At 33.0% G+C, this 19757-nt stretch carries 17 protein-coding genes and 1 riboswitch; of the genes, 2 read left to right on the forward strand and 15 right to left on the reverse strand.

The features are described from left to right. Positions 1-63 precede the first annotated feature (63 nt). The 8 genes from BN2390_RS06875 to BN2390_RS06910 form a co-directional block, all read right to left on the reverse strand. Positions 64-1359, reverse strand: coding sequence for an ABC transporter substrate-binding protein (locus BN2390_RS06875; RefSeq protein ID WP_053983618.1), 1296 nt, complete (start codon positions 1357-1359; stop codon positions 64-66). Positions 1360-1378: 19 nt separating this feature from the next. Beyond that, positions 1379-2218, reverse strand: a complete 840-nt coding sequence (locus BN2390_RS06880) for a carbohydrate ABC transporter permease (protein ID WP_053983619.1) — start codon at positions 2216-2218, stop codon at positions 1379-1381. Further along, positions 2218-3117 carry a carbohydrate ABC transporter permease gene (locus BN2390_RS06885; RefSeq protein ID WP_053983620.1) on the reverse strand — a complete coding sequence of 300 codons (900 nt, stop codon included), beginning with the start codon at positions 3115-3117 and terminating at the stop codon, positions 2218-2220. Before BN2390_RS06885 ends, BN2390_RS06880 begins: the two co-directional genes overlap by 1 nt. Before the next feature lie 20 nt (positions 3118-3137). Further along, positions 3138-6218 carry a glycoside hydrolase family 2 TIM barrel-domain containing protein gene (locus BN2390_RS06890; protein ID WP_053983621.1) on the reverse strand — a complete coding sequence of 1027 codons (3081 nt, stop codon included), beginning with the start codon at positions 6216-6218 and terminating at the stop codon, positions 3138-3140. A 24-nt stretch (positions 6219-6242) separates the two neighbouring features. Continuing rightward, positions 6243-7274 carry a LacI family DNA-binding transcriptional regulator gene (locus tag BN2390_RS06895; protein ID WP_053983622.1) on the reverse strand — a complete coding sequence of 344 codons (1032 nt, stop codon included), beginning with the start codon at positions 7272-7274 and terminating at the stop codon, positions 6243-6245. A 697-nt stretch (positions 7275-7971) separates the two neighbouring features. Continuing rightward, on the reverse strand, positions 7972-8748 hold the full coding sequence (locus tag BN2390_RS06900) for a hypothetical protein (RefSeq protein WP_053983623.1): 777 nt from the start codon (positions 8746-8748) through the stop codon (positions 7972-7974). Between the two features lie 153 nt (positions 8749-8901). Then, positions 8902-8984, reverse strand: a riboswitch (cyclic di-GMP riboswitch). A gap of 183 nt (positions 8985-9167) precedes the next feature. Further along, the gene (locus BN2390_RS06905) at positions 9168-10214 is read right to left on the reverse strand and encodes a sialidase family protein (RefSeq protein ID WP_053983624.1); all 1047 of its coding nucleotides are present in this window, start codon (positions 10212-10214) and stop codon (positions 9168-9170) included. Positions 10215-10231: 17 nt separating this feature from the next. Further along, positions 10232-11158, reverse strand: a complete 927-nt coding sequence (locus BN2390_RS06910) for a dihydrodipicolinate synthase family protein (RefSeq protein WP_053983625.1) — start codon at positions 11156-11158, stop codon at positions 10232-10234. 180 nt (positions 11159-11338) lie between these two features. Here BN2390_RS06910 and BN2390_RS06915 point away from each other — a divergent pair, with 180 nt between their 5' ends. Continuing rightward, the gene (locus tag BN2390_RS06915) at positions 11339-12070 is read left to right on the forward strand and encodes a FadR/GntR family transcriptional regulator (protein ID WP_053983626.1); all 732 of its coding nucleotides are present in this window, start codon (positions 11339-11341) and stop codon (positions 12068-12070) included. Positions 12071-12176: 106 nt separating this feature from the next. Further along, positions 12177-13499, forward strand: coding sequence for a uracil-xanthine permease family protein (locus BN2390_RS06920; RefSeq protein ID WP_053983627.1), 1323 nt, complete (start codon positions 12177-12179; stop codon positions 13497-13499). 287 nt (positions 13500-13786) lie between these two features. On the opposite strand, the gene BN2390_RS06925 is transcribed toward BN2390_RS06920, so the two are convergent. From BN2390_RS06925 to mobB, 7 genes are read right to left on the reverse strand one after another with little or no spacing between them, the layout of a single operon-like run. Beyond that, positions 13787-14920, reverse strand: coding sequence for a response regulator transcription factor (locus BN2390_RS06925; RefSeq protein WP_053983628.1), 1134 nt, complete (start codon positions 14918-14920; stop codon positions 13787-13789). Beyond that, positions 14898-16004: a sensor histidine kinase gene (locus BN2390_RS06930; RefSeq protein ID WP_053983629.1), complete on the reverse strand. Its 1107-nt coding sequence runs from the start codon at positions 16002-16004 to the stop codon at positions 14898-14900. Before BN2390_RS06930 ends, BN2390_RS06925 begins: the two co-directional genes overlap by 23 nt. Continuing rightward, on the reverse strand, positions 15989-16480 hold the full coding sequence (locus BN2390_RS06935) for a MogA/MoaB family molybdenum cofactor biosynthesis protein (RefSeq protein ID WP_053983630.1): 492 nt from the start codon (positions 16478-16480) through the stop codon (positions 15989-15991). Before BN2390_RS06935 ends, BN2390_RS06930 begins: the two co-directional genes overlap by 16 nt. A gap of 10 nt (positions 16481-16490) precedes the next feature. Beyond that, on the reverse strand, positions 16491-17294 hold the full coding sequence (modA, locus tag BN2390_RS06940) for a molybdate ABC transporter substrate-binding protein (RefSeq protein WP_082238651.1): 804 nt from the start codon (positions 17292-17294) through the stop codon (positions 16491-16493). Further along, a complete protein-coding gene (locus BN2390_RS06945; RefSeq protein WP_053983632.1) occupies positions 17260-17694 on the reverse strand; it encodes an MOSC domain-containing protein in 435 nt (144 codons plus the stop codon). The genes modA and BN2390_RS06945 overlap by 35 nt, the downstream gene beginning before the upstream one ends. Before the next feature lie 16 nt (positions 17695-17710). Continuing rightward, positions 17711-18688, reverse strand: a complete 978-nt coding sequence (moaA, locus tag BN2390_RS06950; protein ID WP_053983633.1) for a GTP 3',8-cyclase MoaA — start codon at positions 18686-18688, stop codon at positions 17711-17713. A gap of 1 nt (position 18689) precedes the next feature. Then, complete coding sequence (mobB, locus tag BN2390_RS06955; protein WP_053983634.1) at positions 18690-19757, reverse strand: molybdopterin-guanine dinucleotide biosynthesis protein B; 1068 nt, start codon at positions 19755-19757, stop codon at positions 18690-18692.

Below are 19757 nucleotides of genomic sequence, written 5' to 3' on the forward strand. Positions count from 1 at the left end.
TTGCGCAAAAAAACTCTAGTACAGTCTTTACATATACTAGAGCTTTTTTGCCCTATCTAATTTCTACTTTCCAAATTTATTAGTAGCTTCAGCCTGTACTTGCTCCATAGTTGCTGTTACATTTTCGTTTTTAAGTAATGTTCTTGCAACAGCACCTTTCATCATTTCTAGTGCTTCTGCAAAATTCTCCGTATAATTCACTGGTTCTATAATCTTTCCTACTTCTGCAAACATTTGCCATGCCTTTTGACCACCTAAATATTCTACTTCTTCATTGAACATATCACTTTCAAATACCGGCATATAGGATGGATATAATCCATAGTTACTAAATCCTTCCTCAAGTAATGCTTCATCTGTCATTGCAAACTTTACAAATTCTTTTGCTACATGAGCATTTTTGCTTGTAGTAGGAACAGTAATAACTGAACCACCATTACTTCCAGCTGATGTAGATTTCATTTCTGAAAATTGTGGTAATGGCATCACAGCCCATTTGCCACTTTGATCAGGTGCAACTTCTTTTAAAGAACCGATCATCCATACTGCTTCTGGGAAAGATGCTACTTTTCCAGAAGCAATGCCTGTTACAAAATCATCCCAACTATTATTAGACAGTGTAATGCCTGCTTTATAAATTTCTTGTACTTTTGACATCGCTAGAATAGATTCTGGACTATTAAATTGTGAATTACCTTCTTTATCAAAATAGAAACTACCTAATTGCATAAGCATAAATCTATATAATGTATCTTGTCTAGATTCTGCAAGGCTCATCATCTTAATACCTAGCTTTTGATCTATTACCTTGCCAGCTTCAATAAAATCATCCCACGTCTTTATATCTTCAGCCTTTATACCTGCTTGCTCAAAGTAATCTGTTCTATAAAATAATCCTGCTGGTGCACTATCCCATGGATATGCAATAACTTTGTCCCCTACTTTACACTCTCCCATTTTAATAGGCAAGAATTTACTTTCATCTATCATCTCTGAGAAATCTTCAAATTTATCAGGGAAATTATATCCAAATCTAGACATTTGTTCTCCTTCTAGAGTAATAATATCCGGTAGCCCTATCCCAGAAGCAAGAGAAGTTGTCATTTTATCATAAATTTGGCTAGGTCCCATTTCTTCAAAATGGAATTTTACATCTGGATACTGTTCATTAAATTTTTCTGCTGAAGATTGGAGCTGCATCAATGCAACATCCCAACTCCATATAGTTATATCTCCCTTCATCTCTCCTGTAGAATTATCACTTGATGTTTCAGCAGTTTTTTGTCCACACCCAGCTAATCCTCCTATTCCAAGTATTGCCGCTAATCCTAATGCTCCCCATTTTCTCATACTTCTCATAACTTATTCCCCCTTATTTTTATTCTTTTATTGCACCGCCCATAATGCCTGCAACAAAGTGTTTTTGCATGAATAAAAACATCAACGCAATAGGTAGTACCGCTATTGTCGTTCCTAGCATAATCACCCCATAATCCTTCTTCCATGCCATTCCATCTAATACTGCTAATGCAACTGGGAATGTGTACATATCTTTTGTACTTAAAATAATTAAGGGCCACATAAAACTATTCCATTGTGTCATAAACATATAAATCGCAAGTGCTCCTAATGCCGGTTTCATATTTGGTAGTGTAATTCTAGTAAATATACCAAATTCTCCACATCCGTCAATTCTTGCGGCTTCAATAAGGGATATTGGAAAAGCCATCATATTCTGCCTCATCAAAAATATACCAAAGGCATTTGCTAAACCTGGTAAGATAACAGCCTGATATGAATTAGCCCATCCCATATTGTTCATAAGTTCAAAAAGTGGTACATAAAGTACTTGAGCTGGGATCATCATAGTCATTAGAATTAAAAGGAAAATAAACTTTTTCCCTTTAAATTCATACTTAGTCAAAGCAAATCCTGCCATAGAGTGTAAAATAAGAGTTAAACAAGTATATGTAATTGTAATAAATAAGGAATTAAACAAAACTCTAATAATATCTATCTTTTGATTAAGGACTTCCCAATTGTGAAAAAGTTTATCACTGAAAAATAAATTGGGAGGTATATTTAAAATTTCGCCTTGTGATGCCGTTGCAGATACTATCATAAAATAAAAAGGAAATAACGCAGTGAGTACAGCTAATGCTAAAAAACTATAAACTATTATTTTTCCAACTGTAATCTTCTTTTTTACCCTCATCATTAATCCCTCTCTTCCGTAACCTTCATCTGAATAATAGATAAGATTAAAATAATGACTACTAATGCATAACTTATAGCTGCTGCATATCCAAAATCAAAAAATTTAAATCCAGTATTATAGAGGTAATGTCCAACTGTAATTGTTGCATTATCAGGACCACCTTGTGTCAAAATATAGGACTCATCAAATAACTGTAATGTTCCAATCGTTGAAGTAATCGTAGAGAATAGGATCACAGGCTTTAGCGAAGGAATAGTAATATATCTAAACTTTTGCCATTTTCCTGCTCCATCAATATCCGCTGCTTCATATAATTCATCTGAAATCCCCTTAATCCCCGCTGTTAATATGACCATATTGTATCCCGTCCATTTCCACGTAATAGCAAGGACAATAGATAATTTAGCTGTCAATACACCATTAAGCCAATCTACCTTATCAATTCCTATTAAGGACAATAGATAATTGAGCATACCAAAATCTGTGTTTAATAAGAGTTTAAATATCAATGCATATGCAACTAATGCTGTTACTGAAGGTAGAAACATAGACATTCTGAAAAATTCTCTTCCTACTATAATATATTGCTCCAAAATAACAGCAAGGAAAAGTGCCAACCCCACCATAATAGGTACTTGAATAATTAAGTAGAAAAATGTGTTTTTTAACGCTGTTGTAAATACCGGATCATTAAAGAGTCTTATATAGTTTTGCAATCCTGCAAAACTATACTGACCCTGTTCAAATTTTTGGAAACTCAATATAAAGGAATCTATAATGGGGTATACCATAAAAACTAAATACAGAACTAATATAGGTAATAAAAAATAATACGGTGCTGTTTTCACATTTAATTTAATTTTGTTAATAAACTTCTCTTTACCTTCATTTGCTCCCATAATTTTTCTCACCCTTTTCGTTATAAAGTACAATAACTATATCCAAAATGCTTACAAATTTCACTTACAGATTCAAAGCAATCTTTGATATTGGTTGTGCTCGTACCCATTACAAATTGTATTCTAAAAGGTCTAGTACTTACACTATGTTGTGGTAACGGATTGGGTCCCCAACTTGCACTTCCTAATCCATGTACCTTTTCATCTAATCGTAAGTGTATATACTCAGATGGTTGAAGATCTACTGTATGTCTTGCTGCTTCTAACATTTTAATACTATAATAACCTGCTCCAAAATTAATTTTTTCAGGTGCTACAATTAAAAGCCCTTGCTGCTCATTACTCATAAGTATCCATTTCACATTCGTGTGATTTCCATTTTCCTGTGGTTTTACATAATCTTGATGTAGATTTTCAATACTGCTGCGATAAGTACCTATTAATTGGCTCTCTTGACTATCTATATAGCTCTCTCCTGGTCCTTTTCCATACCATGTAGCCTCATTCAATTCTTTGTTGATTCCCATATGAATACCTATTCTTGGGAATGAGTCTGGCAACTTTCCTTTAGGTATACCCGTATAAGTTAACTCTACCTCTCCAGTTGGTAAAATTGTGTACTGATACTCATAGTCAATGTGCCAATTAACTAATATAGGTGCTACAATCCCCTCCACTTTTACTATTATTTTTTCTTGCTCATACATTATCTCAACTGTTTTAACAATTTCATTTAAAATATGAATATAATGTTGCTTCCAATGTGCTACTTGTTTGATATCATTATCTAGTGGTGCTCTCCATAGTTCCAATTTAAACGGTTCTTCTATGCATTCAACTCCTTTGACTCTATAGTTAACCAGCTTACCTGTTATTTTATCAATTTTCAAACTCCATCCTTCTCCAATAACAGATATTTGTAAATCTCCTTCCCTAACTTGTAGTGAGCTCTTATGAGAATACTTCATATTTTGATTGACTCTATGTTTTACTGTTGAGAGTTTAAACTGATAACTACTAATTTCATCTTCTTTTAACACTTTACAATTTAGCCAGTATTCTTTATTTGCCTCTTGTTCATATTTTCTAAGCTCAATAATCTCGCTCTCACCTGGCTTAATATCTGGTAATATAACATTCCCTTCATAGAGAACCTCATTCTCACTAACAATTTCCCATTCTAATGTTATATCTGAAAGACTAATAAAATCATATAAGTTTTTAACCTTCACTGTCATAGGCTTTTCATTTACAAGCTCTAACTTAATAGGCTCTAATATTTTCTTTAGTTCCTTAAGCCCAGGCGTTGGTTTATGATTACCTTGAATCAAGCCATCTGTACAAAAGTTCTTTCCATTAGGCTCATCATCGAAGTCGCCTCCATATGCAAAGTATAGTCTACCATCTGGTGTTTTTTGAAGAATACCATGTTCTATCCATTCCCATACAAAACCACCTTGTAATCTAGGATACTTATAAAAAATATCCCAGTACTCCTTTAACCCTCCTGGTCCATTTCCCATAGCATGGGCATATTCACAGACAATGTGTGGCTTATTCAACTTAAGTTTTCCTATTTCCTCTAACTTTTCATGTGTCGTATACATCGTACTCAATACATCAGCTGTTTCTGCAAAGCGATCTTCTTCATAATGTACTAACCTTGTAGGATCATTTGCCTTGCACCAATAATAACATGCTTTAAAGTTACACCCGTATCCTGATTCATTTCCAAGAGACCACATGATTACAGATGGATGATTTTTATCTCTTAAAACCATGCGAGAAACTCTATCTACGTAAGATTTTTGCCATCTTATATCATCACTAATTCGATCACGATCTTTGATGTATCCTAGCTGATCACATTCAATATCTGCCTCTTCTATGACATAAAGTCCATACTTATCACATAGATCAAAAAAGTCTGGATGATTTGGATAATGTGCTGTTCTAACAGCATTAATATTGTGCTGCTTCATCATCTTTACTTCTTCTTCCATCCATTCATAGGTTACAGTTCTACCAGTTTCACAACACCAATCATGTCTATTAACACCTTTAAGCTTAATAGCCTTCCCATTAATAAGCATCAATCCATTTTCAATTTTAACCTCTCTAAAGCCAACCTTTATGGCTAAGTATTCATTAATGTTACCATTATTAAAAGTTAAAATAAGATCATATAGTTTTGGCTGCTCTGCTGACCACAAAACGGGATTTTCAACACTAAATTTTACCTGAATAATTTCTTCTTGTTGAGCTAAAAGAGAAGATATATCTACCTGCTGTTCATTAATCAAATTACCATCATCCTCTAGCCTTAACTGTATACAAGCTACGCTATTGTCTGAATCTAAATTCTCTACTTTTAGGCTTACATCTAGAATCCATTTATCTAACGTATCAAGTGGACTTGTTATAATAGTATAATCCTTAATTTGTACTCTAGGTCGTTCAATCATAGAAACCTCTCTAAAAATCCCACTCAGCCACCACATGTCTTGATTTTCAATGTAGCTCCCATCACAGAACTTATAGACTTTTACTGCTATTACGTTTTCTCCTCTTACCAAATAATTAGTAATATCGAATTCACTTGTTAGACGGCTTCCTTGGCTGTATCCTACCTCCATGCCATTTACCCATAGGTGAAATGCACTTTCTACACCATCAAATCTTAAAATAATTTGCTTATGTAATTGTTGTTCTGTTATCTCTATTTTTTTCCTGTATAAACCTGTAGGATTATGTGTTGGTAAAACAACTTCATCTAAAATAGGAAATATGGCAATAGCGTCTGTATAATGAGGTGCATCGTAACCTTGAAATTGCCATTCGCTTGGCACTTGTATCGTCTTCCACTGGCTGTCATCAAATACTTGCCCTTCGCATCCATTAGGGAAATGCCAAGGTGTTTTGCTGTAGTAAAATTTCCATTCACCATTAAGACTATGATATGCTTCTGAGTTACTGCGATTGAAAGTTAGTGCTTTCTCTTTTGTTTCATATGTTGTGTAGAAACACCTTGGTGATTGTCTATTTCGCTCTAATACTTCTAAATTCTCCCAATCATTTTTACTATTATTAAACAGACTCATATTTTATCCCCTTTCACTTTTAGCTTAACTTTTACAACTCTCTCTAATTATTAATTCTGTTGGAACAGATACTCGTACACCTAAACTTCTTGTATTTTCTATTCTATTTAACATCAGAACAATAGCCATTTCCCCTATCATTTGCATTGGAATTTTGATGGTTGTCAAGCTAGGCATAAGAAATTCTGACGTAGGTGTATCATTACAGCCAATAATGCCAATATCCTCAGGTACTCTAATATTTAATTCCCTTAACGCCTTTAATACACCTATAGCAACTGTATCTGTTACAACAAATAATACCTCTGGCAATCCCCCCTTATTTACTGCATTTTTTATAGCTTGATATCCTGCTTCACTTGAATATCCAGAACAATTGTAAAGATATTCACTCGAAAACTTCTTATGAGATTTTAAGATCTTTTCAAAATAGTATCCCCGTTCTTCACCTTCAATGTAATCTTTCATATTATCATAGGTAAAATTTGTATTTCCCAGATAACCAATCTTTTCATATCCTAATCCTAGTAAGTAATCTATTGCTTGATGCATAAGCTGTTTAAAATCTATTACAATGCAATCAGCCTCCCTGATATGAGGATCAAAATCTACAAATACTACCTTTGTAATCATTTGTTTATCTATCTCATACAACTCTTTTCTAAAGGCATCAGTTCCACCCAAAATCATAATACCATCATATCGTTCTAATACAGATTGAATATCTAATTGATCAGCATAATAAAAACATGTGATTGTACAATTCCTTTCCTGTGCCTCGTAAATCATACTATTTTTAACACCTAAATAATAAGAATCACTTAGTTCTTCAGCTTGAGAGTATAGATGGACAATAGCAAGTTCGTATTTACATTTTTTAATCGTTTCCTTTAATTTTCTTTCTTTAATTGTTTTGTATTGCAATTTATGTGCAACTTCTAATATTCTGCTGCGTGTTTCGTCTGAAATATTAAGGGTATTATCCCCATTGAGCAACCTAGAAACCGTGCTCATAGATACATTTGCTAATTCAGCGATTTCTCTAATTGTAGCCATTTCATACATCTTCTCCTTTATTAATAGTTGGTAAAATAATACTATCGTTAATTTTATAAACTAATCTCAAAAATATAATATTTAACTAAATCCTTTAATACTCATAATATAATTTTAGTAGTTTTACCAATTTTTGTCAATTAAATTTTCTTAATTTTATATTTAATTATATTCAATATTTAAATTTTAATACTAAAATAATAGTGTTATCTTTTTAACTATATAATCTCATCAAATTATCTATATTAGATCACTAAAAAAGGCCTAATCAAAATTCTTGATTAGGCCTTCTCTTTTATTAATCTTATCCCTTTTTCTTCTATACTTCCTACAGTAATTTTATCTTTATATAATTTTTTAACTATCTATAACTCTATTACACTTGCTTCTACTGGATTAATTAATCGAATGCTTATATTATAAATTTTTATAAATAGTTCTTCTTATTTTTCAGGAATGTTCTCTATATCCAAGTTCTCAATACATATATTCACTCATTTTATTTTTTCTGTATTAATCACTATTTAGATATCATCCTTTATAAACAAAAATAACTTCTAATCTTTTACATGATATGTAATCTCTTTATCTATAAATTCTACCTCTAGTTACTTTGCATATACTTTTAGAATTCTTACTGTTTCAATCTAAATAGGGTTTTCATATACTATAAATTTAGCTGAGTTTTCTACTAAATTTATCTAATGATTGGAATTCTAACGTTAATTGGTACAGATGAGTTTGTTGCATTGCCTTCAATTTTAAATTCGAAATGTGTTCTCCAAGATTCTACACCATTCATTGCTTGTACGCGCATTTTAACTTGATTTGGCTTAAGGCTATCACAGTATGCTACTGGATAAATATACATACCACATGAATTCATCATACTCACTCTGATGTAATTTCCAAAACATGTTGTATTAAATCTTGCATTGTTAATATTCATAACAAGGTCAAAGCCTTGTGTTAATTGTTGAACGGTAACACCTTTATCTACATTTGTTGTAATAGATGGTGTACCAACATGGGCTAAATCATTAATAACTTTAATCGTAATTGTTCTATCTGCGCCATCTGAAAATACAGAACCATCAATATTAATCACCCAATCTCCGTTGTATGCAATACCTGGATTTGACCAGTTTACATTCATTGAGAAGAGTTCTTTGTTGTAATGTACACCTTCTGATACGCTTACATCATAGTTATGTGTTACTGCATCACTAAACTTGTAAGGATCTGTTGTTGTTAATTTGACACCATTCAGTTTAAATTCGATATGAACAGCACCATCGCCTTTTACCATATCTGAATATCTAACTGTTGTAATATTAGGTGTAATACCTTGCATTCCTACATTTTGTTGATTAGTTACACTTGTTGCTTGTACAGGCGCTGCCATAACTGGTGTTGCACCTACACTCATTACAACTAATCCTACTGCTGCTAGTTTTTTCATCATTTTTTTCATTTCTTTCTTCCTTCCTATTCTTATAATTCTTATGAAATAGATAAGGACGCAAAAAAAGCCTATCCAATAGGAATAGACCACAGCGAATAAGGGTACAAATTGAATTTGTATCCTTAATAAAAGTTAATACTCAAATAAAAGCTTATATTAACTTTTAGCAACTGGCTGGTATAGCATATGCCTTAACCCCTATAGCTTTGCGTCGCAAGGTTTCCCTTGTTTTGCCTATTCATTTACACTAAAATTATAAACTATAGTATAATTTTAGTCAATAATTACTATTTGTTTTTTTAACGACTTCTTAATACTTAACTTTTTAATAAATATATAAATATTACCATAAGTGCAATAAAGTTCTACCTAAATGCCATTTACTGACAAATAAGTAGATCTTTATTCGCTATTCATTTTCACTTTTTTTATTTCATAAGATACATCTTATCAAACACAGCAAGAATTAATGCCTCCGGATAGCCACCTTCTTCTACTTTATTATGCTCAAAAAAGCAATAATAGTACTTTCCATCTGGTGAAATTGCAATATCTGCATACCCTGCGACTTCTGCAATCTTTTTACTATATTTCCATGTTTTTGCATTATCTTCGCTCATACGGACAGTTAAATTAATTCGTGGCGCCCAACCCCTTACATCGTTGTGTGCACAATTGACAAATAAAATGGTATCCTCTGCTTTTACAATACTTCCAAAACAAATAGGATCTGGTAAATTCATATCTGCAACAGGCTTAGAAAATTGATCTTTCCCATTAGGAGATATGGCAGTATAGCGATAATGTACTTTTCCATTGTGACGAATATTAAGCATTACACGGCCATCTGATAGCTCTACAGCTTGTGTTTCATTTGGCCAAACAAAGTCATCCTCTGTACAGTCACTCCCATAAATTATCTCACCACACTCCCATGTTTGCCCACCATCATCACTTATAATGGTACTCACCTGCGTAGGAAAATGATTATTCCCTTCTCCCCCTGCTAGCCAAATAGGCACAACTAACCTTCCATTTTGTAGTTCAATTCCATGCCCTGGACCTACTGCAAACAAAGACCAATTATATTCTTGTCTAAAAGCCTCTACACATTCTAAAATACTCACTGGCTCGGAAAAAGTAGCACCATCATCATAGCTTACTTGATAGAAAAGTTGCCTATAATCTTTTTGCCATAAAAAATGTACGTTTCCATCTTTTGATGCAATCATTACAGGATTATTGATGGCAATTTCATCATCATAGACCACCATCTGCCTTGCACCAAAAGTAGCACCTCCATCTATACTTCTTCGTACACCTATCCCACGTGTACTCCAATCACTTTCTCCCAATCTTGTTTCGTAATAGGTGATTATTGTACCTTTTGTTGTCACTACAATCCCTGGTATTCTATAAGCTTTAAACCCCTGTTCACCACTTGTTTCAACATTGACCCACTTTAATTCGCCCATCCTTATAGTCTCCACCTTTAAATATTTTTTAAGAACCCTACTTCTGTTACATAATACTTGTCTTTAATTTCTCTTAATACTTCTTTAAATGTATCTAACTCACTGTCTTTATAGTTAGTAAAAGGTCTACGTGAATACCCCGCATCAATACCTTGCCACTTAATCATATTTCTCATCAGTGCTATATAGTCATATTTTAATGCTGCAAGAATAATTTCTGTTGCAATTTTTTGTAGACGCACACCTTTGGTAAGTTCTCCATTTTGAACAGCTTGGTTAATCTCTTTGAATAATTCTGGCATTACATTATAAAATGAACCAATAATACCATCAGTTCCTAAAGAAAGCCCGGAAAATGACATTTCATCACATCCTGAATAAATCATAAACTTTTCACCCAAAATCTCTTTAAGATGTCCCATTTGATCGTGGTCTTTGCCTGTAAATTTCAAACCCTTTACATTCTCTAGTTGGGATAACTTTAAAATAAGTTCTGTTCCCATCAGGCCAGCTAATGGCACATTATAAATAATCATTGGAAGAGGTGTCGCCTCTGCAATATCTTTATAATAATTATAGATATTTTGTTCGCTAAACTTCCAGTAAAAAGGTGGCACAGAAGAAACTGCATCTGCCCCGACTTCATAAGCATGTTTTGCAAGATCTATAGATTTTTTAGTCCCAATATCCCCTATATGTACAATCACAGGTTTTCTTCCTGCTACTCTATGAACAACAGTTTCTACTACCTTTTTTCGCTCCTCCCCTGTCATTAAAAAGCCTTCTCCGGTACTTCCTGTAAGATAAAATCCATCTACATCTCTTTCTAATAAAAAGTCAACGAGTGCCTCTGTTCTTTTAACATCAACTTCTTCATTTTCATCAAATAATGTAAGCATTGCAGGAATAACACCGCTTATACTTTCAATATCAAACTGGCTCATTATATAATCTCCTATACATCTTTTTTGTTTATTTGTACTTTGTCCTACAAACTACTATTATAATACTTTAGTATAAATTTAAATGTCAATACGTTTGTTGACATTTAAATCAAACTTTAATACTATGTTCATGTACTTAATTTCAAAAAGCTACAAATATTTTAATAAAGGTTGTGTCTAATGTCTCATACAAAAGCACCTACTATGAAAAACTTAAAAAGTCGCAAACTCTATTTACAAGTTTACGACGAACTCAAAGATTATATTGTTCAAAATCAACTTAAACCAGGTGATAAACTTCCTACAGAAATGGAGATGTGTACCCTACTTGGTGTCAGTAGAAATGTATTAAGAGAAGCTATCAAATCTTTAGAAATCTCTGGAATCGTTAGCTCAAAACCAGGTGTTGGTATTATTATACAAGAGTTTAATACAGATTTTTTATTCCATAATTTACTCTATAATTTAGCCGGAGATAGCGAAAAACTTTTATCTCAGACTTTGGCCGTTAGGCGCACTTTAGAACTTGGTTTTCTTCAAGAAGCCTTTGATCATTTAACCCAAGAGGATCTCATTCTACTACAGAACCATCTAGAAATAATGCAAAATATTCAAAAGGAAAATAGTAAGCAAAAGAATCTTCAGCTTATCTTTGGAGCTGAATTTTATGAAGCTGATGCGAACTTCCATCAAACACTTTTTGCTTCTACAGGGAATACTATTTTATCTTCTATTATCCAAGCCGTTTGGGCATGTGATAAATATCATAAGCAACACATTCAGCCACCCTATATGGAACAAACTGTTGCTAAACATGAGAAAATCGTTGCAGCTCTTCTTGCCAAAGATTTTGAGGCCTTTAAGCAAGCGATGAACTATCATTTTAATGTGCATTATAAAACTTATGACTAAGCAAATAGTACAAAAATTTTTAGGTTACCTTAAAATTTTTGTACTATTTTATTTTTTTTATCAATACACTAGTAGTACAAATCATTTTATAAGGAGGAGTGTACATATGAATTGTAAAAAAGAAAATATGTATCAACTAGAAGGAAGTGTACCACTAAAAGATGCCATTCCACTAGGTATGCAACACATCCTGGCCATGTATGCTGGAAACTTGGCCCCATTACTTGTACTTGCAGGTGTATTAAGCATGAATATGGACATACGAATTATTCTACTCCAAAATGCAATGTTTGTTGCAGGTCTAATTACCCTCTTACAGCTCTATCCTATTTGGAAAGTAGGTTCTGGCCTCCCTGTTGTTATGGGCACCAGCTCCGGCTTCATTCCAGTAAGTATTGGTGTAGGTACACAGTTTGGCTATGGTGCTATTATGGGAGCTTCTCTCATTGGTGCATGCGTAGAGTTTTTACTCGGCTTTATCATCAAACCTCTTAGAAAACTTATTCCTCACGTTGTAAGCGGAACCGTTGTACTTATCCTTGGTATTTCCCTTATCCCTGTCGGTATTCAATTTATTGGTGGTGGTGTAGGTGCACAAAGCGATCCAAGCTTTGGTTCACTACAAAATCTCCTTCTAGGTATCATTGTTTTTGTAACCATTATTGCACTCAGACAATTTGGCAAAGGTTTCTTAAGTATTTCTTCTATTCTCATTGGTATTATCGTCGGTTATATTGTAGCCATCTTTATGGGTATCGTAGACTTTTCTGGTGTTGCAACTGCTCCATGGTTTGCTTTACCTAAACCAATCTTTATGATTGAAGGTCTTGAATACTCTTTCCATCTAGAAGCTATTATCCCATTTATTCTTGTATACTTAGCAACAACAGTTGAAACCATTGGTGACAATACAGGTATTGCTGTAGGTGGTCTAGGTCGTGATATTACAGACCGAGAACTTCAAGGTGCAGTTCATGCTGATGGTTTTGGAAGTGCCTTTGCAACCCTTTTTGGCGTTATGCCTAATACTTCTTTTAGTCAAAATGTAGGTCTTATTGGTATGACTAAAGTTGTTAACCGCTTCGTCCTTATGACTGGTGCAGTCTTCCTTATTCTTTGTGCACTTTTCCCTAAACTTGGTGCTATTGTCGCTTCTATTCCTAACCCAGTACTTGGTGGCGCTGTTATCCTTATGTTTGCTATGATCAGCATGAGTGGTCTCAATCTTCTTATTAATAACGGCAAAATTTCTGACCGCACAGGCCTTATTGTAGCTGCTTCTTGTGCTGTAGGTTTCGGACTTAGCAACTGTCCAGAAGTAATGCGTGCACTTCCAACACTTATACAAAATATGTTTAGTCAAGCCATCGTAGGTGGCTTCGTCACAGCACTTCTTCTTAATCTTATCCTCCCACATAAAGCTGATTAGTGTTAAATAAAAAGGATTTACTTGAATACCTCTACAATAGGTAAAATAAGTAAATCCTTTTTTCTTATCCGTTTCTCTCTATAACATCACAGATATATTCCTAAACTCCAAAATTTGAAATATATATTCTATTCCAATTGATATACTGTTATTACTTCATTAGTATAACCCTTCATATGAAATTTTTATAAGATGAATTAAAATTTTTAGTTCAGCACTTTCTTTAGTACCTAAATATATAAGTTATAAAGCTTAGCTTAACACACTCTTCTATATGTACATCACTTTCAGTAAACTTGATGTTCTCTACGATATTCATTAGGCGTCATGCCTTCTAGTTCTTTAAAAACTTTACTAAAATATTTTTCGTTATTAAATCCTACTTGCTCGGCAAGCATATATATCTTCATATCTTTAGTCCGTAAAAGCTCTTTAGCTTTCTCTATTCGAATATGCATAATATAATCGGTTAATTTTTCACCTGTAGTCTTTTTAAACAAATCTGAGATATAGGCGGGATGTAAATAAACTTGTTCTGCTATATCTTGTAAGCTAATTTTATCTTGATAATTAGTATGTACATAGCTCTTTATCTTTTGAACAATATGAATACTTCCACCTTTATCCTTATCATGGTCTAGCTGCTCGAGTAAAAGTTGAATATGATGTTTTATTGCTTCTTTATCTGTTAAAAGATCACTAGATATAAGTTTATCAAAAAACATTGTACTTTTTAATGCATTCTCTATTTTATTATTACATTTACATAAATGCATTTCTTTACAACTTAGTATACTAATTATCTTATTCTCTGCAGTAGTAATAAGAATGTTGCATTTTAAGGTACATGTCTTTTGAATAATTGTAGTTAATTCATTCTTTATATCATCTAACTTTTTATGACTTTTACCAGCTAGAATCCAATACTGATTTTTTAATTGTATTTTATTTAATGCAGCTTCAAGTTTTTCTTCACTTAAATAAGGTACGTGTAAAAGTTCATCTAAATACTTCATTTTAAGTTCTTCTAGACTTTCTAAACTTTTAAAATATTGTAAGTGATTTTGTTTAGCTTTTTCTAATACTTCTACTATTTTAGCTGGCATAATAGGTTTTAAAATATAGCCAATTACATTATAATGGATAGCTTGTTGTGCATACTCAAATTCGCCATAACCACTTGCTATAACAAATTGAATATGTGAACTTACTTCCTTTGCATGACTTATAAATTCAAGTCCACTCATATGTGGCATTTTTATATCTACAAATATAATATCTGGTATAATAGATTTCATTAATTCTAAAGCTAATAAACCATCTTCCGCTGTATATACATCCGCATCTTTTTCTACCGTCTTGATGAGTTTCTCCATACCTCTTCTAATTTTAGGCTCATCATCTATTATCAAGATTCTCATCTAAGTCATCCCTCCTTTCTAAAATAATACATATCGTTGTTCCTTCATCTACCTTACTCTTAATTTCCATACTACTTTTTTCGCCATAGGTTAGCTGAATACGTTGATTTACATTAGCAAGTCCGATATGTACTTTTTCATTCCCGTCTACTATTTTATCTGCTATTGCTATTTTTTGTCTTAATTTTTCAAGACGTTCTGGTTTAATTCCTAATCCATTATCTTTAATCTCAAAAATAAGTTTATCATCCTCTGCTCTCCCACTAATTCTTACAAAGCCCTCTTTTTGCCTATTTTCAACTCCATGAATTACCGCATTTTCTACAATGGGCTGTAGCAAAAGTTTTGGGATTTCATTTTCTAAAATATCAGGTTGTATTTGTATTTTATAGTTTAGCCGTTCTTCAAATCTACTTTTTTGGACAAGTAAATAATTTTGTATTTGTTGCAGTTCTTCTCTTACTTTAACTTGCTTTTTTGTATCATCAATGCTATACCTTAAAATATCTGATAATGCAATAACAATATGACTCATCTCAATATCTCCGTTTTCAATGAGGGCCCAATTAATCATATCTAATGCATTATATAAAAAATGAGGGCTAATTTGTGCTTGCAATGCTTTAAGTTGAGCATTTTTTTCACTAATCTCTAGCTTATAGGTTTTATCAATTAGATGACTAAGTTCTTCTTTCATTTCTTTAAAAGATTGGGTTAGGCTTCCTATTTCATCTTCTTTTTCCACTTCCACTTCAAAGTTAAACTCCCCTTGTCGAACCCTTTGAAAATGACTAATAAGTTTCCTTATACCTTGGATAAAATTATAAGAAACACCTATTGAAAAACAAATAGATAAAGTTATAATAATTAGATTCATTTTAATATATAAAGTATCTATTTTCTGAAGCTGTAAGTGTACTTGTAGTGCATCATTTGGGGTTAAAGTAGAAAGTATCATTTCAATAATGGTATTCATCTCATTATAAATAATAGCACCTGAAAATAAGCTAGGAATAGTTCCTAGTGCTAAAAATCCCCAAATAAGTTTGTTTTTAAGGCTCATATTGCCTATTTTCTTCCACATTCCTTAGCACTTCCTATCATAATCTCTAAGCCATGTGTAAGGGAAGGTAGAATAAAGCTTAAGTTCTCCTTAACAGCTTTGGGACTTCCAGGTAAATTAATAATAAGCGTTTGATTGCGAATACCAGCTACTGCACGACTTAGCATAGCCCTTGGTGTAATTTGCAGACTATAATATCGCATAGCCTCTACGATACCTGGCGTTTCTTTAGTGATCACTTTTTTTGTAGCCTCTGGCGTTACATCTCTTTTCGAAAAGCCTGTCCCCCCTGTTGTAACAAGTAAGTCTACATGATCTTCATCACACATCTTTATCATACTTGCTTCTAGTTGTTCTTCTTCATCCGCAACTATTTCATAAGTAACTACTTGATAACCAGCTTCTTCTAACAATGTACGTAATAGTGCACCACTCACATCTTCTCTTAATCCTTGTGAACCTTTATCACTTGCGGTAATAATACCTACTGTAAACATATATTCCTCCTTATCTAAAACCATATTTTTGCATTACTTGTCTACCTTGTTCAGAAAGAATAAAGTCATAAAGCTGTTCAGCTTCTTCTTGATGTTTGGTCTGTCTTAATTGACCTATCCAATATTGTGTTTCAACCTTTGCCTCTTCTGGAAGGGGTAGTACACGTACTTTGTCTCTCGTTTCACCCATTAAATCAGAATTATAGACAAATCCACAATCCCCTTCACCAAGTACTATTTTAGTAAGTACTTGCTTTACATTCGTTTCTTTTGAGACTACATTTTGTAAGCACTGCTCTTTAAATCCTTCACCATAACTAAGTTCTAACGCTTCCATAATCTGTTTAGCATATATGCTTATAGGTACACCTTCTTCTGCTAAAATAAGTTGACATCCCTCTTTTGCTAGATCTTCAATTTGATTGATTGTATTTTGTGATTCTAAAGAAGCTATAAGTACGACATCATTATGTGCTAAAATTTGTCCTTTCAAGAAGTATCCTTTTCCTTCTAACTCTTCATAAATATCTTTATTCGCTGATAAAAACAAGTCAACTTCTGCACCTTCTAGGATTTGCATTTTTAGTGTATTCGTACCCGCAAAATTTAATGTAATCTCAGCGTTTGGATGTTGTGCATTATACATATTTATGATCTCATTAAGTGGCTCCTTCAAAGAAGAGGCTGCTGAAACATTTAATGTGACTTGGTCTAAATTTTTCGGGCTACACCCTGATAATATAAACATAACTAAACTACTTAATAGTATAAAAAGTTTTCTATACTTCCACCACATATATTTCATCCCCTTCATTTAGTATACCACCTTCTAATACACGTGCAAAAATACCTTGTTTAGGCATAATACATTCTCCCATTTTATAATAGATTTGACAATGTTTATGACACTCTTTTCCTATTTGTGTAACTTGTAATAAAATATTACCAGAACGTAATAAAGTGCCTACTGGCAAGTTTACAAGGTCAATACCTGCCACAACTAAGTTTTCTCCAAAATCTCCATCCTTTACTTGTGCACCACGTGCTTTAAAATCTTCTATTTTTTCAAATGCTAATAAACTTACTTGGCGATGCCAATTCCCTGCATGTGCATCTTCTTTAAGCCCATGCTCACAAATAAGTTCACAACTTTTAACCGGCTGTTTTTGTGTACCTTTTTTCTCGCTCATACATATTGCCATAATTTTTCCCATGTTTTAACTCCTTTTCTTAGCCTCCTATTTGAGACATCATTTTATCTTCTAATTGTTGTACTTGTGTAACATGATTAAATTGATGTTGCTTAGGTTTATTTTGTATAGCTTGCCTCATCACTTCTTCTAATGTCTTTTCACTACTTGCTAAATAAGGTTTTAAATCAATACCCTTATTAGAGTGTAAACATAATTTTAAATAGCCCTCACAGGTAATCCTTACTCTGTTACAGGTGTTACAAAAATGTTGTGATACCGCATGGATAAATCCTATTTTTACATCCTTAGTTTGTAATGTATAATATTGTGCTGGCCCATTACCCAATGTATTATGATAGGGGATTAATGTTCCATAGTTTCTTTCTAAAATTTCTATAATTTCCTGTTTAGAAATCCCTAAAAAAGCTTTTCCTCCTCCAAAAGGCATCAGCTCAATAAATCGAAGAATAAGTTGTTCTTGTTTCGCAAATTGTACGAGTTCACTTATTTCTTGTTCATTCATATCTTTAAGAGGTACTGCATTTAATTTAATTTTTTTTAGACCTGCTTCTTTGAGTATGTGTATTCCTTTTAATACTTTTGAAAGACCATCGTAACCAGTAAGTGCAGCATACTTTTTTCTATTTAATGTATCTAAACTAATATTAACTGCATCAATACCTGCTTCTACTAAGGCTTTCCCATAAGTATCTAATAAAATTCCATTTGTAGTAAGGGTAACTTGTTGTATCCCTTCTATCTCTTTAATTCCTTTAACTAAGGCAACAATATCTTTTCGTAGTAAGGGTTCACCACCTGTTAGTTTCACTTTTGTTATACCTACAGAAGCTGCTACTTTAACGACTTTAAATAACTCTTCTTTTGTAAGGTATTCATTTTGCTTACAACAAGCTAAGGTAACCCCCTGTGGTATGCAATAAATACACCTTAAGTTACACCTATCTGTAATGGAGATACGTAAGTAATCTACTTCTCTACCTTCTAAATCATGCATCTTACTTGCTCCTTTTTAAATAATTCTCAATCACTCTTGCTAAAGCTTCTATATCCTGTAATTCATATTGCTGAATGGTTGTATCTAAAAGGTAGTCTGAGGCATAAGCCAGTACTGTTTCTGGGTTACATACAGGTGGAATATGGGTTGCTTCCCTTACGACTTCTATTTTAGGATAAACACTTTCTTTAAAACCTTCTAGTAATACTAAGTCCATCCCACTGAAATAAGCTAATAATGTTTCTATCCCTTGCTGTTGTTGATCTTTTACCAAACATAGCTTTTCAGTATCATAAACCAATGTTCTGGCTGCCCCAGCTTGCTTATGCCTATATGAGTCAGTCCCCTTTACATCTGCTTCAAACAAATGACCATCATGCTTAATGGTACCTACTTGTAGACCTTTGGCTGTAAAATAACCAATCAGGTTTGTCATTAACGTTGTCTTTCCAGAATTTTTACTTCCACTGATCGCTATATAGGAAGGACACTCTTTGGTTAGTGCCACATAATGTATAGGCGTATTAATATTCATAAAAATACGAGATGGATCAAAACAAGTATAGTTGAGATAAATTTTTTTAATATGTAAGGATTCTATAAAGTCTACCATTTTATATTTTTCCTGTTTAATGTACGTCTTAAGCTTAGGTAGTATCCTCTTATGATAAACACTCCCAAAAGGACTTATCTTTCCATCTGGCATACATATCACATAAGCATCATAAAGATCTTCTTCTACATAACTTAGTACATAGTTCATAAAGTCTTTACAATGATTTGGCATATCACATGCCCATAAATATACATAATCTTCTACTACAGATGCTAATGCAGTATACAATCCACCTATAGGCCCAATCTCTTTTATTAAATCGCTTAAGATAACTACCTCTTTCCTTACATAATCTTGCTGGTCGTTAAGTACAACATAAACGCTACTAGCAGGTTGTAAAGAATTAACAATTGTATCTATAAAGCTTTCTCCCTCATAAGTAAGATACATTTTATCTGTACCCATACGACTGCTTTTGCCACCTGCTACAATAACCCCTGCTACTTTTTTCAT

It is taken from the genome of Niameybacter massiliensis, assembly GCF_001282685.1.
GTDB lineage: Bacteria > Bacillota > Clostridia > Lachnospirales > Cellulosilyticaceae > Holtiella > Holtiella tumoricola.

Coding starts and splice junctions, on each gene's coding strand:
- BN2390_RS06910 (WP_053983625.1), bottom strand. CDS start 11,158: ATGAGCCAGTTTGATATTGAAAGTATAAGCGGTGTTATTCCTGCAATG.
- BN2390_RS06900 (WP_053983623.1), bottom strand. CDS start 8,748: ATGAAAAAAATGATGAAAAAACTAGCAGCAGTAGGATTAGTTGTAATG.
- BN2390_RS06915 (WP_053983626.1), top strand. CDS start 11,339: ATGTCTCATACAAAAGCACCTACTATGAAAAACTTAAAAAGTCGCAAA.
- BN2390_RS06875 (WP_053983618.1), bottom strand. CDS start 1,359: ATGAGAAGTATGAGAAAATGGGGAGCATTAGGATTAGCGGCAATACTT.
- BN2390_RS06895 (WP_053983622.1), bottom strand. CDS start 7,274: ATGGCTACAATTAGAGAAATCGCTGAATTAGCAAATGTATCTATGAGC.
- BN2390_RS06885 (WP_053983620.1), bottom strand. CDS start 3,117: ATGGGAGCAAATGAAGGTAAAGAGAAGTTTATTAACAAAATTAAATTA.
- BN2390_RS06920 (WP_053983627.1), top strand. CDS start 12,177: ATGAATTGTAAAAAAGAAAATATGTATCAACTAGAAGGAAGTGTACCA.
- BN2390_RS06890 (WP_053983621.1), bottom strand. CDS start 6,218: ATGAGTCTGTTTAATAATAGTAAAAATGATTGGGAGAATTTAGAAGTA.
- BN2390_RS06930 (WP_053983629.1), bottom strand. CDS start 16,004: ATGTGGAAGAAAATAGGCAATATGAGCCTTAAAAACAAACTTATTTGG.
- modA (WP_082238651.1), bottom strand. CDS start 17,294: ATGAAGGGGATGAAATATATGTGGTGGAAGTATAGAAAACTTTTTATA.
- BN2390_RS06935 (WP_053983630.1), bottom strand. CDS start 16,480: ATGTTTACAGTAGGTATTATTACCGCAAGTGATAAAGGTTCACAAGGA.
- BN2390_RS06925 (WP_053983628.1), bottom strand. CDS start 14,920: ATGAGAATCTTGATAATAGATGATGAGCCTAAAATTAGAAGAGGTATG.
- BN2390_RS06880 (WP_053983619.1), bottom strand. CDS start 2,218: ATGATGAGGGTAAAAAAGAAGATTACAGTTGGAAAAATAATAGTTTAT.
- moaA (WP_053983633.1), bottom strand. CDS start 18,688: ATGCATGATTTAGAAGGTAGAGAAGTAGATTACTTACGTATCTCCATT.
- BN2390_RS06945 (WP_053983632.1), bottom strand. CDS start 17,694: ATGGGAAAAATTATGGCAATATGTATGAGCGAGAAAAAAGGTACACAA.
- mobB (WP_053983634.1), bottom strand. CDS start 19,757: ATGAAAAAAGTAGCAGGGGTTATTGTAGCAGGTGGCAAAAGCAGTCGT.
- BN2390_RS06905 (WP_053983624.1), bottom strand. CDS start 10,214: ATGGGCGAATTAAAGTGGGTCAATGTTGAAACAAGTGGTGAACAGGGG.